At 71.9% G+C, this 14,612-nt stretch carries 13 protein-coding genes; 4 read left to right on the plus strand and 9 right to left on the minus strand.

The window, feature by feature from the left end; genetic code table 11:
- The first annotated feature begins 44 nt into the window (after positions 1-44).
- Positions 45-1,427: an MFS transporter gene (locus Actob_RS33225; RefSeq protein WP_284915832.1), complete on the plus strand. Its 1,383-nt coding sequence runs from the start codon at positions 45-47 to the stop codon at positions 1,425-1,427.
- Between the two features lie 85 nt (positions 1,428-1,512).
- On the opposite strand, the gene Actob_RS33230 is transcribed toward Actob_RS33225, so the two are convergent.
- From Actob_RS33230 to Actob_RS33240, 3 genes are read right to left on the minus strand one after another with little or no spacing between them, the layout of a single operon-like run.
- Positions 1,513-2,172: an adenylate kinase family protein gene (locus tag Actob_RS33230; RefSeq protein WP_284915833.1), complete on the minus strand. Its 660-nt coding sequence runs from the start codon at positions 2,170-2,172 to the stop codon at positions 1,513-1,515.
- 19 nt (positions 2,173-2,191) lie between these two features.
- Complete coding sequence (locus Actob_RS33235; protein ID WP_284915834.1) at positions 2,192-2,764, minus strand: hypothetical protein; 573 nt, start codon at positions 2,762-2,764, stop codon at positions 2,192-2,194.
- A 26-nt stretch (positions 2,765-2,790) separates the two neighbouring features.
- Positions 2,791-3,276, minus strand: coding sequence for a type II toxin-antitoxin system PemK/MazF family toxin (locus Actob_RS33240; protein WP_284915835.1), 486 nt, complete (start codon positions 3,274-3,276; stop codon positions 2,791-2,793).
- A 266-nt stretch (positions 3,277-3,542) separates the two neighbouring features.
- On the opposite strand from Actob_RS33240, the gene speB reads away from it, so the two are divergent.
- Positions 3,543-4,577, plus strand: a complete 1,035-nt coding sequence (speB, locus tag Actob_RS33245; RefSeq protein ID WP_284915837.1) for an agmatinase — start codon at positions 3,543-3,545, stop codon at positions 4,575-4,577.
- Here the strand turns inward: speB and Actob_RS33250 are convergent.
- The 4 genes from Actob_RS33250 to Actob_RS33265 form a co-directional block, all read right to left on the minus strand.
- Positions 4,542-5,096 (minus strand): TetR/AcrR family transcriptional regulator, encoded by a 555-nt coding sequence (locus tag Actob_RS33250; protein ID WP_284915839.1) that lies wholly within the window; start codon positions 5,094-5,096, stop codon positions 4,542-4,544. The genes speB and Actob_RS33250 overlap by 36 nt on opposite strands.
- 12 nt (positions 5,097-5,108) lie before the next feature.
- Complete coding sequence (locus tag Actob_RS33255; protein WP_284915840.1) at positions 5,109-5,894, minus strand: CAP domain-containing protein; 786 nt, start codon at positions 5,892-5,894, stop codon at positions 5,109-5,111.
- 118 nt (positions 5,895-6,012) lie between these two features.
- Positions 6,013-6,225, minus strand: a complete 213-nt coding sequence (locus Actob_RS33260) for a DUF397 domain-containing protein (RefSeq protein WP_284915842.1) — start codon at positions 6,223-6,225, stop codon at positions 6,013-6,015.
- Entirely contained in the window at positions 6,218-7,093 is an 876-nt protein-coding gene (locus tag Actob_RS33265; RefSeq protein WP_284915843.1) for a helix-turn-helix domain-containing protein, read from the minus strand. The genes Actob_RS33260 and Actob_RS33265 overlap by 8 nt, the downstream gene beginning before the upstream one ends.
- Positions 7,094-7,321: 228 nt before the next feature.
- On the opposite strand from Actob_RS33265, the gene Actob_RS33270 reads away from it, so the two are divergent.
- On the plus strand, positions 7,322-7,573 hold the full coding sequence (locus tag Actob_RS33270) for a hypothetical protein (protein ID WP_284922422.1): 252 nt from the start codon (positions 7,322-7,324) through the stop codon (positions 7,571-7,573).
- A 1-nt stretch (position 7,574) separates the two neighbouring features.
- Here Actob_RS33270 and Actob_RS33275 read toward each other — a convergent pair whose 3' ends face one another.
- The gene (locus Actob_RS33275; protein WP_284915844.1) at positions 7,575-8,993 is read right to left on the minus strand and encodes a hypothetical protein; all 1,419 of its coding nucleotides are present in this window, start codon (positions 8,991-8,993) and stop codon (positions 7,575-7,577) included.
- A gap of 202 nt (positions 8,994-9,195) precedes the next feature.
- On the opposite strand from Actob_RS33275, the gene Actob_RS33280 reads away from it, so the two are divergent.
- Complete coding sequence (locus Actob_RS33280; protein WP_284922423.1) at positions 9,196-9,792, plus strand: DNA-3-methyladenine glycosylase; 597 nt, start codon at positions 9,196-9,198, stop codon at positions 9,790-9,792.
- Between the two features lie 42 nt (positions 9,793-9,834).
- On the opposite strand, the gene Actob_RS33285 is transcribed toward Actob_RS33280, so the two are convergent.
- Positions 9,835-14,604, minus strand: a complete 4,770-nt coding sequence (locus Actob_RS33285) for a LamG-like jellyroll fold domain-containing protein (protein ID WP_284915846.1) — start codon at positions 14,602-14,604, stop codon at positions 9,835-9,837.
- Positions 14,605-14,612: the final 8 nt, after the last annotated feature.

The raw sequence follows: 14,612 nt of genomic DNA on the forward strand, positions 1-14,612 counted from the left end.
GCATGCATTTGACGTCAGATATGGGCGATCCTAGCGTCGATCACATGAAACGCGAGAACTCCACGCTGGCCCTCATGTGCCTGACCGTGCTGACCCTGCAGGCGCTGGTCGCGGGCATCAACCTGGCCATCCCGCGGCTCGCCGCGAGCGGTCTGCACCCGGGCCCCGGCGACCTGGTCTGGATCGTCGACGCCTACGTGCTGGCCTTCGCCGGCCTGCTCATCCCGGCCGGGGCGCTCGGCGACCGGCTCGGCCGCAAGGGTGTGCTGATCGCCGGGCTGGCGCTGTTCGGGGTGGCCAACCTGCTCAGCGCCCTGGCCCCGGACGTCACGGTGCTCCAGGCCGGCCGCGCGCTCGGCGGCGCCGCCGCCGCGCTGGCCCAGCCGGCCACCCTGGCCCTGCTGCTGCACGCCACCCGGCCGGAGCGCCGCCCGCAGGCGATCGCCCTGTGGACCGCCTGCATGGGCCTCGGCGGCATGGCCGGCAACCTGGTCGCCGGCGCGGTGCTGCAGTGGTTCGACTGGCCGGCGCTGTTCCTGACCTTCGTCCCGGTGGCGCTGCTGCTGGTGGCCGGCGTCGCGGTGTACGTGCCCCGCGCGCCCCGCCACGACGCCCCGGTCGACCCGATCGGCACGGCGCTGCTCACCGGCGGCCTGTTCGCCCTGCTGCACGGCATCATCGAGGGCCCGGAACGGGGCTGGACCGACACCGTGGTGCTGACCTCGTTCGCCGCCGGGCTGGTCGTGCTCGCCGCCTTCACCGGGCACGCGCTGCGCTCCCGCAGGCCGCTGCTCGACCCGCGGGTCTTCCGGATCGCTTCGGTACGGGCCGGCGCGCTCGGTGTCGGCGCGACGTTCTTCGCGCTGTTCGGGCTCTTCTACGTCAACGCGCAGTTCCTGCAGAACGTGAAGGGCTACTCGACGCTGCTCACCGGCGTGGCGATCGGCCCGCTGGCGATCGGGATGGGCGTCATCTCGCGGCGGGCGGTGCCGCTGGCCCAGCGCTTCGGTCCCCGCCCGGTCATCGCGACCGGCCTGGCCACGATCGTGCTGGGCCTGCTCCTGCTGTCGACGGTGCGGGCCGGCACCCCGTACCCGATCTACGCGATCTACCTGCTCCTGATGGCTACCGGGATGGGCCTGTGCGCACCGGCCCTGACCGGCGGCATCCTGGCCGGGCTGCCGGCCAGCAGCGCCGGCCTCGGCTCCGGGCTGAACTCGGCGGCCCGCGAGGTGGGCGCCGCGCTCGGCGTCGCGCTGATCGGCACGGTGCTCACCGAGCACCACGCGCTGCGCTCCCCCACCGACTTCCTGGCCGGCCTGAGCGTCGGGTACCGGGTGCTGGCCGCGGTGCTCGCCGCCGCCGCGGTGCTCGTGGTCGCCACCTGGCCGACCACGTCCCGCGACTGCGAGCCGGTGGCCGCGTGAAAAGCCGGCACCCGGCCGCCCGGCCGGGTGCCACGAGCACGGGCCGGCGGCGGGACCGCGCTCCGGGCGTACCGGAAGAGGGGTTTCAGTGGTCGTCGGCCGGAATGTAGGCAGGCAGGCCGAGGGTTTTGCGGATGGCGTTCTGGACTTCGTCGACCGGCGGGCGGCCGTCGACGTCGTGGACGACCTCCTTGCGCTGGAAGAGCTCCAGGACCGGGCGGGTCTTCTCGTGGTAGTCGCGCAGGCGGGCCTCCAGGGCCTCCGGGGTGTCGTCGGCCCGGGTGACCAGCTCGTGGCCGCAGATGTCGCAGCGGCCCTCCTGCTCGGGGCGGTCCGCGATCAGGTTGTAGTCCATCCCGCAGTTCGGGCAGAGGCGGCGGCTGAGCACCCGGCGGCGCACCTCGTCGTCGGGCAGTTCCAGGTGGATCACCGCGTCGAGGTCGTAGGACTCCATGAAGAACTCGGCCTGGCGGCCGTTGCGCGGGAAGCCGTCGATGACGAAGCCGAAATTCCAGTCGTGCTGGTCGAGACGGTCCCGGACGACCGCCTCGACGACGTCGTCGCCGATCAGCTCGCCGGCCGCCATGGTGCGGCGGACCTGGGCGCCCATCTTGGTGTGGTTGCGCACGTTCCATCGGAAGATGTCGCCGACGCTGATGTGCACCAGGTCCAGGTCGCGAGCCAGCAGCTGGCCCTGGGTGCCCTTGCCGCTGCCCTGCACCCCCATGATCACGTACTTCCGCATGTGGGCGTCCTCCTCGAGGTCAGTCCGCCGCGCCGATGCGCAGCGGGCCGGGTGCCGGACCGGTCAGCGTGGTGGGATCGATGCTCCAGGCGCCGGCCACCCGGAACACGTCGCGCTCGGCGACCAGCACTGTGGACTCGTCGTCCAGTGTGCCGGGCAGGCCGGCCTCCCGTTCGGCCGGGCCGGGCTCGCCGAACCACGAGGTGACCTCGCCCGTCTGCCCGACATACCCGAAGGCCCGCACGAGATCACCTCGCACGGCCCGCTGCCACCGATGCAATTCGGTCACCCGGTGGGTGGCGAAGTACTGCACCTCGGTGTCGAGTGTGGCCGAGAGCGCCACCACGTCCGGGGCCGAGGAGATCAACCAGTGCCCGGCGGCCAGCACCCAGGACGTGTCCCGGGCACCGGGCAGCGGCGGCGTGATCGCGACCCGGTCGCCGGTCAGGTGAGCCAGGTCGAGGCCGTCCCGCCACCGCACCGGACCGAGATCACGCAGCCCGAGGGCGGAGCGGATCGCGTCCTGATCCCGGCCGGCGACCGCCAGCCAGGCCTGCTTGCCGCCGAAACCGGCCATGACGTCCGTTTGCATGTCCGCAACGCTAGCCGGTTGTCCGGTTATGCCCAGCCGTAATCCCGCTGGAGCGCGGCCGCCACCCGGGTGAACCGGGTGCGGTCCAGGATGGCGCCCTCCCGGCGGATGCCGTCCTCCGCCACCTCCAGGACCCGGTCCAGGCGGACCCAGCTGGGGCGCTGGGTGCGGTCCCACTCGCCGACGCCGAGGGCGAGCCAGTTGCGCTGGCCGTCGCGCTCGCTCTGGCTGGACAGCATCAGGCCGAGCAGGGTCCCGCCGGTCCGGCCGACGACCAGGACCGGGCGGTCCTTCCCCTGACCGGGGTCGTCCTCGTAGGGGACCCAGGTCCAGACGATCTCGCCGGGGTCGGCGTCGCCGTCGAGGTTCGGGGAGTAGGCGATGGTGCGGGTGCTGTGCTGCTCGGTGGGTACGTGGCGGGGCGGGCGGGAAGCGGGCGGTTGCGGCCTCGGCGACCCGCCCGGGCGGGCGGCCGGCGGCTTTCCCGGTCCGCGCGGCTGCCGTTCCGGCACCGATGAACGGGGACCGGCGGTTGGCGTGGCCGGCCGGGAACGCACGGTCGGTTCCGGTCGGGAACGCACGGTCGGTTCCGGTCGGGAACGCACGGTCGGTTCCGGCCGGGAACGCACGGTCGGTTCCGGCTGGCCGAGGATCCGGCGCAGGAGGGACTTCAGCAATTCGAGCACCGCTGCACCTTACGGCCTCCCCGGAACTGTACGGCCGTACAGTATGGCGATACAGTCCCCGGCGACACCGTGCGCCGGGAAGGATGCAGAACATGACGCGCTATGGACCGATGTTCGGGCCGGACTACACATTCCTCGGGGTCCCCGACTGCGACTGGCGGGAGCCCGAGACGTACGCCGACGCCGACGTGGTGATCATCGGCGCCCCCTTCGACGGCGGCACCTCGCACCGGCCCGGCGCGCGCTTCGGCCCGCAGGTCATCCGCGGCACCGACTACCTGGCGCACGACGGCTCCCGGCCGCACATGGCGATGCGGGTCGACGCGCTCGGCCCCGACCTGACCGTCAAGGACGCCGGCGACCTGGAGGTGTTCAGCGGCGAGATCGAGCGCAGCTGCCGGACCATCGAGGAGGGTGTCGGCTTCATCGCCCGCAACGGCGCGATTCCCCTGGTGCTGGGCGGCGACCACACGGTGACCTGGCCGGACGTGACCGGCGTGGCCAGCGCGTACGGTAAGGGCCGGATCTCGGTGATCCACTTCGACGCGCACGCGGACACCGGGGACATCGAGTTCGGCTCGCTCTACGGCCACGGCCAGCCGATGCGCCGGTTGATCGAGTCGGGCGCCGTCCGCGGCGACCGGTTCCTGCAGCTGGGCCTGCGCGGCTACTGGCCGGGCCCGGAGATCCTGGACTGGATGGCCGACCAGCGGATGAACTCGTTCCACATGAGCGAGATCGTCGAGCGCGGGCTGGACGCGGTGCTGGACAGCGCGTTCGAGATCGCCATGGACGGCTGCGACGGCGTCTTCCTCTCGGTCGACATCGACGTCTGCGACCCGGGGCACGCGCCCGGCACCGGCACCCCGGAGCCGGGTGGCTTCACCGCCCGGCAGCTGCTCGACAGCGTCTCCCGGATCTGCCACGAACTGCCGGTGGTCGGGATGGACATCGTCGAGGTGTCGCCGCCGTTCGACCACGCGGAGATCACCGCGATGCTGGGCAACCGGGTGGTCCTGGAGGCGCTCTCCGGGATGGCCCGGCGGCGCAAGGACGGCGACGGGCCGCGCTGGAAGCGTTCGACGCCGCTGCTAGAGGGCCGGGGTACGACCCAGCAGCCGGGCTAACGCGTCCTCCAGCAGGTCGCGGGCGGCGGCCCGGTCGATCGCCGGGTCGCCGAGCACGACGGGCAGCGCCAGCCCGTCGATCAGGGCGAGCACCTGCTGGGCGACGCGCATCGGGTCGTCGGCCGTGAGGTTGGCGGCGATCAGCTCGCGCCAGCGGGTGTAGTCGTTGAGCACGTCGGCCCGCACCTCGGCGTCGCGCGACGCCCAGCGCCAGCTCTCCACCCAGAGGCGCCAGGTGGTGTCGTTGCCCAGGTGGCCGGCGATCGCCAGGAGCCGCTCCCACGGGTCGGTCAGCGGCCGGAGCAGCTCGCCGACCAGCTCGAACTCGCGCTCGGCGGCGTGCCGGAAGACCGCGATCAGCATGTCCTCGCGGGTACCGAAGTAGTACTGCAGCGTGGAGACGCCGACGCCGGTCGCCGCCGTCACGTCGCTGAACCGGGTGGCGTCCGCACCACGGGCCGCGACCACCTCACCGGCCGCCGCCAGGACCTCTACGCGCTTAGCCGCCGACCGCCTCACCGGGCATGTCTATCACCCGACGAAGTCCTGGGTCATCCAGGTGATGCCCTTGCTGTCGCGCACCACGCTCAGCCCGATCCGGGTGAAGCTCTTGCTGAGCAGGTTCCTGCGGTGCCCGTCGTTCGGCGGGACCTCGGCCAGCATCGAGTCGGTCAGGCCGTTGGCCGCCTTCACCTTGGCGGTCGCGCTGCTGCCGCTGGAGCCGTAGCCGATGTTCTCGCCGGCACTGCTCCAGGAGACGCCCTGGGCGCTGAACCGCTTGCCGATGTCGCCCTCGCCGGAGCACTGGTGGGAGAGTCCGCAGCCGTCGATCATCAGCTGGTTGTGCAGCGCGGACGCCTTGGAGAGCTGGGCGTCCAGGGTGAGCGCGGGCAGGCCGGCGCCGGCCCGGGCCGCGTTGATGTGGGCCAGCACCTGATCGAGGATGTCGTCCGAGGTGACCGGGACGGTGGTGCCCTCCGGCACCGCCGCGGTGGTCCGCTTCGACGACGTCTTGCGGGTCGGCGGAGTGGTCACGGTCTTCTTGCTGACCGTGGCGCGCGGCGTGGGCGAGGACTTCTTGCCGGCGGTGGGCGACGGGGCGGCCGAGCTGGGCGCGAGGTCGCCGGCCGGCAGCGGATCGGCGGCACCGCCGCTCGGGGTCGCGGCCGCGGCAAGCGGGGCGTCCGCCGACTGCGGCACCGGCGTGTCCGAGGAGCCGCTCAGGATGCCGGCGGAGATGAAACCCGCACCGATGACCACGGCTGTCGAGCCCGCCACCAGGGTGTATCGGAGACGGGCGGCAGCGGAGAGCGACACGGATATTCACCTCGGTGAGTCGGGGCAGGGGACGACGCCCCACGACTATGCGCGACCGACCGGGTGAGAACGGCAGACGAAAGAATTCCTTAAGGTACGGCTCACGGACTCATAAAGATCATCGGTTTTCAAGATCAAATTCGCCGGAGCGTACGCCGTCCAGGAATGCGCTCCACTCCGCCCGGGTGAAGACCAGCGTGGCGCCCCCGGGGTCCTTGGTGTCCCGCAGCGCCACGATGCCCGGAAGGTTGGTGGCCACCTCGACGCAGTCGCCCCCGTTGCCACCGCTCCGGCTGCTCTTGTGCCAGACGGCACCGGTCAGGTCAGCCATCGCTCTCCTTGATGATCTTGCCGATGAGGTCATCGGAATCGGACTGGCTCAGCGCGACAGCGTCCAGGGCCGCCCAGATCGTCTCGTACGTCGCGACTTCGGCGAGTTTATCGAGGTAGAGGGCGCCGGTGAGATTCTCGCAGTAGATGGTGGTGGGCTCCGGCGAGGCCGTCCCGACGGCGGCGAACTCCAGGATGGTGAACTGCCCGGAGCTGGCGGCCTGATGCGGACCGACCCCGAACGGGATCACCCGGACACTGATGTCCGGCCGGGTGGAGACGTTCACCAGGTGGGCGAGCTGCTTCTGCATGCCCAGGGTGTCCGGGATGGACCGGCGCAGTACGCCCTCGTCGATGATCACCTCCAGTCGCGGCGGCCGGGGCCGGGCCCGGCGCAGCAGGGACTGCCGCTCCAGCCGGACGGCCACCGCGTTCTCCACGGCGGCCGGGTCCTCGCCGTGCCACCGGCCGAAGACGAACTCCGCGTACTCCCGGCTCTGCAACAGGCCGGGGATCACGCTCGGCGCGAACTGGCGCAGCCGGGACGCGGCCTGCTCCATCCCGACGTAGAGCTCGAACCAGGCGGGGACGACGTCACCGTACGCGTGCCACCACCCCTTCGCCTTGGACTCCTGCGCCAGCCCGATCAGCACCTCGGTCATGTGGCCGGGCGCGCCGTACACCCCGCACATGGCGATCACGTCGTGCTTGCGGACCGGCACCTCACCGTTCTCGATCCGGTACATCCGGGCGCGGGAGAACTCCAGCTCCTGCGCCGCCGCCATCAGCGAGATCCCGGCCTGCTCGCGCAACTGCCGCAGCAGCCGCCCGACCTGCCGTCTCGGTACCGTCGATCCGGTCTCGGACATCCCGGCGAACTCCTCCCCGCTGCACGCCACCCCGCCTGGCGACGTGTCGATCGCCTCGCCGCGCCGCGCCGGGGTGTCTCGAACGAGACGATCCGAACGCCTGCATCGAGACGGCGAGAATCCATTTCCGAGATTCTCGCCGCTGCGGCTTGAGTCCGAGCCTAGGGCACGGAACGCTCCATTGTGTAGTCGCCGGATCGCAGAAGGTAAAGGTCACCAGGGGTGGACATGCTCGTGCCGCGGACCGAACACGTCGGTGAGCGCCCCGGCTGGGACTGCCGGGTCTGCGGCCGGCCGTGGCCGTGCGCCACCGCCAAGGTCGAGCTGGCCGAGCAGTACCAGCGGTTCCCGCACGGTCTCGCCGTCTATCTCGGCTCGTGCCTGATCGAGGCGATCGACGACTGGGCCGCCGGCTCCGGCGGCCCGCCCGCCGACCTCTACGACCGCTTCCTGGGCTGGTCCGGCGCCGACACGCCGTGAGTCACCTGGTCACCTTCGGGCGCAGCGCGCGGTACAGCTGGTTGTCGTTGACGGTGGTGTAGAGGGTCGGATCGGAACCGGTCATCACCACCCACGGGCAGTCCTTCTCGGCGCCCGCCAGGGTGACCTCGGCGACCTTGCGGCGGGTGGCCACCTCGTACAGGCTCAGCCGGTAGCGGCCCACCTTCAGCGGCAGCTTGGTCCGGCCGTCGCCGGCACAGTCCTTGAGCTTCGCGCCGCCGCCGATCAGATCCAGACACGCGACCAGCTGGGCCTTGGCCGCGGGCGGCGCCCAGGTGCGCTGCGCCAGCTTCGAGCCGTAGGCGAACCGATTCAGCGTGCGGGTGGACCGCTGCGACAGGTCGAGTCGGTCACGGACGCTGATCACCATCGGATGCGGCGCCTTACCGCGGAACTTCGGCGCGGCCGGGAAGTAGGTGCTCCCACAGACCTGGTCGAGGTCGGTGGCGGTGCGCACCGGACGGGTCGCGGCGCGCGGGGCGACGCTCGCGGCAGGCGACGCGGAGGTGGCCGGGGCGGGCGGCGCGACCAGGTCGCCGGTCGGCACGTCGGAGATCGACGGGACTCCGCCGCCGCTCCCGCCGACGAGCCAGCCGACGGCGAGCAGCAGCACCGCCGCGATGCCGCCGGCGGTCACCCACGTCCGGCGCGTCCAGGATGCCCAGATTCTCGCGGTACGCCCGGAGCCCGTCCCGCCGCGCGTGGCGATGGGGTGATCGGGCCTGGTCACCGGCGGTGCCGGAGTCTTCGCCGAGGCGGGCTCCGCGGCCACCGGCAGCGGGATCTTCGCCGTGACCGGCTCCACGCCCGCCGGCGGGGCGGCCTCGGCGGTGGCGGGCCGCGCGCCTGCCGGCGGAGAGGTCTCCGCCTTGGCGGGCTGCGGGCCTGCGGGCTTCTCCCCCGCCGGGTTGGCTTCGGCCGCCTTCGCCGTCACGGCCTTGCCGGTCAGCGCCGGGAGGATCCTGGTCACCGAGTTGTCGCCGGGCGGCGCCGCGGGGCGGTCCCGGTTCGCCGTGGCAGCCTTGAGCAGCGCGATCATTTCCGGACTGAGCGGCTCGACAGGCTCCGCCGGGGCTTCCGGCGCCCGGCCCGCCTCGGCGCCAACCGGCTCTTCCCTCACGGGCTCCGTCTTGGGCGACTCCACCCTGACCGGCTCCGCCTTGAGCGACTCGACCTTGACCGGCTCGGGCTTGGGCGACTCGGGCTTGACCGGCTCCGCCTGAGGCTGCTCGGTCTTGGCCCGCTCCGGCCTGGGCGGCTCGGTGTGCTGCTCCTCGGCCGCTCCGGGGTCCGTCTCGGCTCCCGGTGCGTGCGCGTCCGCCGGAACCGGCTGCCCCGCCGACTCCGGTGTGATCGCGGCGGCATCCTCGTCGCCCCGCGGCTGCTCTGCCTGCGCCATCGTTCGCTCCCCAGCCCCATCCCCGATGGCGGCGAACTATACCGACCGGTAACACGTACGTCACCGGAGCGGCCCGCGGCGCATGCTTCCGGCCGTACCGGAAATGGGTCTGACTGTGGCGAGTGACCGATGGTGATCGGCGGCGCCCCGGTGGGCTCGTGGTTGTCGGCTGTGATGGGGTGGAGCGGTGACGTTCGGGTGGATGGAGCTGCCGGCCGAGTCGGTGGACGTGGCGGCGCGGGAGCTGCTCGGGTGGCGGCTGAGCGCGAACGGGGTGACGGTGCGGCTGACCGAGGTCGAGGCCTACAGCGGGCTCGGCGCGGATCCGGCCAGCCACGCGCACCGCGGGGTCACCCATCGCAACGCGGTGATGTTCGGGCCGGCCGGGCGGCTGTACGTCTATCAGATCTACGGGATGCACTTCTGCGCCAACGTCGTCTGCGGCGAGGACGGCCGGGCCGCCGCGGTCCTGTTGCGCGCGGGCGAGGTCGTGGACGGGCTGGAGATCGCCAGGTCCCGCCGGCCCGCGGCCCGCACGGACGCCGACCTGGCGGCCGGGCCGGCGAAACTGATGCAGGTCCTGGACCTGAACCGGAGCGCCAACGACACCTCGGTGGTGGACGGCAGCGGTCCCGCGACGCTGACCCCGCCGGCGAGCGCGGTGGGCGTCATCGAGTCCGGCCCGCGGGTGGGCGTCACCTCCGCCCACGACGTGCCGTGGCGGTTCTGGCTGGCCGGCGATCCGACGGTGAGCGCGTACCGCCGGCACACGCCGCGCAGGCGTGCCGCACGGGCCTGAGGTGGCTGCCGCGCCGGACGCGGCAGCCACCCCGGATTCCGGCTAGTCGGAGATGCGGATGTCGTCGATGAACCCGCGGTACCCGCCGGTGTTCAGCGGCTGGTCGTACGCGATGTCCAGCTGACTGACCTGCTTGCCGTTGGCGATCGCGCCGAGCGGCACGACCACCTCGTTCCAGGTGTCCATCGCGAGCTTGCCGCACTGGTACAGCGGGTGGGCGCGGTTGCCGTTCTGATCGGTGGCCCCGCTGTCACGCAGGTTGCTCTGCGCGCCGCCCGCGTCCGTGAAGATCAGGTCGATGGCGACGCAGGAGCTGTTGTTGCCGCTGACCAGATCGCTGGTACGGGTGCTCTGTGGATAGATCCGGTAGGTCAGCCGGGTGGCCGGCGTGACCTTGACACCGGCCACCTGGAACGCCTTGGTGTAGGCGTAGGAGGTGGTCGCGCTGTTGTCCTTGCCGGAGTACATGATCACGTTGACGCCGTTGTACGGGCCTTGCGTCATGCCCCCGGTCGTGACCAGCTCCGGGCCGGTCAGCGCGCAGCACACGCCGCCCACGTTGACGATGCCTCCGCCGGGCACCGCCGACGAGACCGTGTTCTGCCAGGTCAGGCCCAGCTCACCGCTCTCCAGGCCGGTGGCGAACAGCGGCGGGACGTACACCGTGTCGGTGATCTTGACGTCGTCGACGAAGCCGCGGTAGCCACCGGTGCTGCCCGGCTGGTCGTAGCCGATGTCGATGGTGTCGATCTGTTTGCCGGCGGCGATCTGGCCGATCGGCACGACGATCTCGTTCCACGCGTCGAGGGTCAGCTTCCCGCACTGGTACGCCGGGTGCGCCCGGTTCCCCCGCTGGTCGCTGATGCCGCTGTCGCGCACGTTGGTGCCGTCGGTGAAGACGACGTCGATGGCGACGCAGGTGCTGTTGCTGCCGCTGACCAGGTCGCTGGTGGCGGAGCTCTGCGGATAGACGGCGTAGGTGAGCACCGACTGCTGCTGGACCCGGAGGTTCCGCAGGTCGTACGCCTTGGTGTACGCGTAGGACCGGGTGTCGCTGGTGTCCCTGCCGGAGTACATCACCGCGTTGCGGCTGCCGTCGGGGCGCGCGGGGGCGTCGTTGGTGACCACCAGCTCGGCACCGGTCAGTGAGCAGCAGATGCCGGCGACGTTCATGTCGGCACCGTGCCCGGGACCCCGGGCAACGCTGTTCTTCCAGGTCAGCCCGGGCTGACCCGGCTCGGTGCCGCTGGCGAAACCGGCGGCGTTGTCGGTGACCCAGTCACTGCCGACCACGCCCTGCTGGATCTCCACCTCGTCGAGGTTGCCGAACCACTGCTCGCCGTACGCACCGGTCTGGCCGTCGGCCGTCGCCCAGGCGCTGCCGACGGTGAGCACGCCCGGCGCGTTCCACAGCACCCCGGAGCGGGTGGCCGCCAGTTCGCCGTTGACGTACAGCCGGAGCTGCTGGGAACTCGCCGCGTTGTAGACGAACTGCAGGTGGAACCAGTCGTTGGTGTCCTCCCCGGTGAGCAGCCGCGGTGCGATCAGGTGCGAGTACTGCACGCCGGTGCCCTGGTCGGCACTCGGCCACATCACCTCGAACCGGGTGCCGGCGACGCCACCCGCCGTCGAGGGCCGGGTGCCGAGGTAGAAGGCGGACTGCTTGCTGCCGCGCTGGGCCACAGCGGTCATCGCGGTGTCCAGCCGGGTCGGTTGCACCCAGACCGAGACGGCGAACGACTGATCGGTACGCAGCACGGCGGCGTCCTGCCAGTCGGCGGGCTGCCCGGGAGCCGCCACGTTGCGCTGCGAGTAGCCGTACTCGTGGGTCGCCTCCCGGTAGTGCGGGTCGGTCGGGTCGTCGGCGAAGTGCACGTCGTCGAGGTCCAGCGACGCCGGGGTCAGCGCCGCGCCGCCACCGAAGTTGCTGGTGCCCTGGGTCAGGGCGAGCCGCCGGTTCCAGCCGCTTCCGGACTCCGGCGCCTCGCACGTGTCAGGTGTGCCGCTCTGGTAGCAGGGGGTGGCCGAGTCGAAGTTCCACCGGGCCACGGTGACCGGGGCCAGGATGCTCGGCTCGTCGAAGCCGCCGGAGTCGGGCTCGGACGCCCGCATGCCGGTGAGGTCGTTGCGCACCAGCGTCCGGTTGAAGACCTGCACGTCGGCGACGCTGCCGCGCAGGTACTCGCCGTAGGTGCCGGCGGTCACCTTGCGGTTGCCGATGCGCAGCGATCCGCCGGCGCTCCAGGCGGCGGGGGCCGCCACCTCGGCCTTGAGGACGCCGTCGACCCAGATCGCCAGCTTCCGGCGGGTGGCGTCATAGCTGCCGGCCACATGGGTCCACCGGCCGGCCGTGGCGCTGTTGACGGCACAGGCCGAGGTGTAGGCGGTGGTGGACGCCTCATCGGCGTGGCGCAGCCCGAAACACCAGTTCCGGTCGGTGGTGCCGTCGCCGTTGAGGTCCTCGGGGCGGAACTGCAGCTGGAAGCTCGCGGTGTTCGCGCCGTCCTGGGACACCACCGTCTGCGCGGCGGTGACGTCGTCCAGCTTGGCCCACGCCGCGACCGAGTAGTTGGCGGTGGTGTCCACCAGCTTGGGCGTGGTCAGCGAGCCGGCGCCGCCGAAGCCGAGGTTCTGCGCACCGACCAGCCGGCCCTGGTCCCCCCAGGTGGTGCCGGTGGCGGTCAGTACGTTGTCACCCGCGAGGCTGGGCTGCTGGTCGGCCAGGGCCTCGGACGGACCGGCGCCGGGACGGGTCTCCAGGCTCCAGCGGGCCAGCGCCGGGGACGGGCGCGGCACGGTGATGTCCACCGAGTCGTAGCCCTTGTTGTTGGTCAGGTCGATCGCCTGACCGAACATGATCGCGATGCCGTACTTCGGCGCGTTGATCGTGACGACGGCTTCCTTGCCACCGTTCGCCGCCGGGCTCGCGGCGACCTCGTTGATCGCGGCGTCGCTCCAGCCGTACCGGAAGGCCCGGACGTCGGTGTCGGTCGAGGAGAGCCGGAAGGTGGCCGGGGCGCCCGGCCCGACCGGGGTGCCCACCGCGGTGACAGTGATCTGCGGTGCGCCGATGTCCACCACGAAGTAGCACCACGCCGAATCCTTGCTGCGCTGGTTGTAGGGCGCGGGATCGGTGCTGAAGACCTTGAACGCGTAGCGTTTCTGGTCGGTGAGCGCGGGGCTGACCGCGCCGCTGGTGGCCCGCGAACCGGCGCCCACCGAGGTGGCGCCCGGCGCGGCGATACCCACCGCGGACCCGTTGCGGGGCGCTTCCATCAGGGTCCAGGAGGCCTTCAGGGTCTGCGCGGTGCCGTCGGCGTCACCGAGGACCGCCGAGAAGGTCGGCGTCGTCGTACCGATGTGGATGTCGTCGGTGGGGTTGCAGTCGACGCCGTTGATCTGCAGCCGATCCGGTGCCGTCGGGATGGCGTCCTTGTCGACGATGAGCTTGGCGTTCGCCGGGAAGTACTTCTTCCAGCGGGTGCCGTCGGACTCGGAGCCGCCGTCGGCGTCCCGGGCGGTGAAGGCGAAGTTCACCGACGGGGTGCTGGACCGGGCCAGCTCACGCACCAGGGTGGTGACCGCGTCCGTGTTGAAGTTGACGGTCATGTCGGGCTGCGGGGAGTCGCTGCAGCCGGAGCCCTCGTTGGCGTGCGACGAGGTGGTCGCCAGGTACTTGCCCAGCCCGGTGCTCCACGCGGTGCGCGGGGTGCTGAACGCGCCCGCCTGGAACATGCTGTTCGGCGTGTTGGTGCAGGACCAGGTGTGGTCCACCTTCATCTGCACGTAGGCGTCGTGCACGTAGGTGCCCGCGATGCCCTTGAGCGGGAACTCGAAGAACGACCGGTAGGTCCGGCCGTCCGGGTCCTTGCCGACCCGGGCCACCGAGGTGTCGGTGTTGTTCGTGTTGTTGTTGGTGCCGTACGCCCACCGCGAGTCGTCGGTGCTCCAGGCCGGATCGATGAAGACCGGGAACGCCGCGTCGGCGCCCAGCAGCTTCGCGTCGGGGCGCAGCACGAGGTCGCCGTCCCGCGTCAGCTCGGTGCCCAGCACCGCCGTTTTCGCCAGGTCGCCGGGCGCCGCGTGCGACGACTCCGCGTTGATCTGGGCACGCTGCCGCGTCGACGGCTGGCGGGAGTCCCACATCTGCGGTGCCGCCGCGGAGGCGATCAGCCGGGACCCGGCGAACGCCTGCAGCGACCCGTTCGCCAGGCGCCGCGTGTGCACGTCACCGCCCAGGTCGAAGTGCGGTTGCCGGACGGCCGGGTTGGCCGCCGCGGTGGCGTTCTTGACCACCAGCACGTGGGTGAAACCGGTCCGCGTCGCGTGCACCACCAGGTCCACCCCCGGCAGCACCTCCGGGTACGTGGCGGCGTCCGCGGAGAGCGACGGCGTGGGGAGCGGGCCGTGCGGCCAGGACAGCGTGAACGTCTTCCCGTCCCGGACCAGGGTCACCAGCGGGCCGGTGCCGCCACCGGAGAACCGCACGTCCGCCAGGGTGGCGGCCGGGCGCAGCAGCCCGTCCTTGCCCTTGGCGAGCCGCATGTCGATGTCCGTCCACGACCCGTCACCGCGCCGCACCCGCTGCGGCACCGCCGCGGCCTCGTACGTCAACCGGCCGGTCGGCTCGGCGAAGACCTGGACGAACTCGGTCCGCTCCGCCGTCACCTCCACCCGCGAGCCGGACCGCTTCGCGGCACTGAGGGCGGACGCGACGCTCGGAGCCGCGTCCGGTGCCGGCGCGGCGGCGGCCGGTCCGGGCTCCGCCTGCGATGCCGCGACAGCGAGCGTCGCGATGCTGAGAAAGGCCATGCACGCGC

The sequence above is a fragment of the Actinoplanes oblitus genome (assembly GCF_030252345.1).
GTDB lineage: Bacteria > Actinomycetota > Actinomycetes > Mycobacteriales > Micromonosporaceae > Actinoplanes > Actinoplanes oblitus.

Excerpts from the sequence above, each read along its gene's own strand:
- Actob_RS33260 (WP_284915842.1), bottom strand. The coding sequence starts at position 6,225 with ATGGCTGACCTGACCGGTGCCGTCTGGCACAAGAGCAGCCGGAGCGGT.
- speB (WP_284915837.1), top strand. The coding sequence starts at position 3,543 with ATGACGCGCTATGGACCGATGTTCGGGCCGGACTACACATTCCTCGGG.
- Actob_RS33275 (WP_284915844.1), bottom strand. The coding sequence starts at position 8,993 with ATGGCGCAGGCAGAGCAGCCGCGGGGCGACGAGGATGCCGCCGCGATC.
- Actob_RS33280 (WP_284922423.1), top strand. The coding sequence starts at position 9,196 with ATGGAGCTGCCGGCCGAGTCGGTGGACGTGGCGGCGCGGGAGCTGCTC.
- Actob_RS33230 (WP_284915833.1), bottom strand. The coding sequence starts at position 2,172 with ATGCGGAAGTACGTGATCATGGGGGTGCAGGGCAGCGGCAAGGGCACC.
- Actob_RS33225 (WP_284915832.1), top strand. The coding sequence starts at position 45 with ATGAAACGCGAGAACTCCACGCTGGCCCTCATGTGCCTGACCGTGCTG.
- Actob_RS33270 (WP_284922422.1), top strand. The coding sequence starts at position 7,322 with ATGCTCGTGCCGCGGACCGAACACGTCGGTGAGCGCCCCGGCTGGGAC.
- Actob_RS33265 (WP_284915843.1), bottom strand. The coding sequence starts at position 7,093 with ATGTCCGAGACCGGATCGACGGTACCGAGACGGCAGGTCGGGCGGCTG.
- Actob_RS33235 (WP_284915834.1), bottom strand. The coding sequence starts at position 2,764 with ATGCAAACGGACGTCATGGCCGGTTTCGGCGGCAAGCAGGCCTGGCTG.
- Actob_RS33285 (WP_284915846.1), bottom strand. The coding sequence starts at position 14,604 with ATGGCCTTTCTCAGCATCGCGACGCTCGCTGTCGCGGCATCGCAGGCG.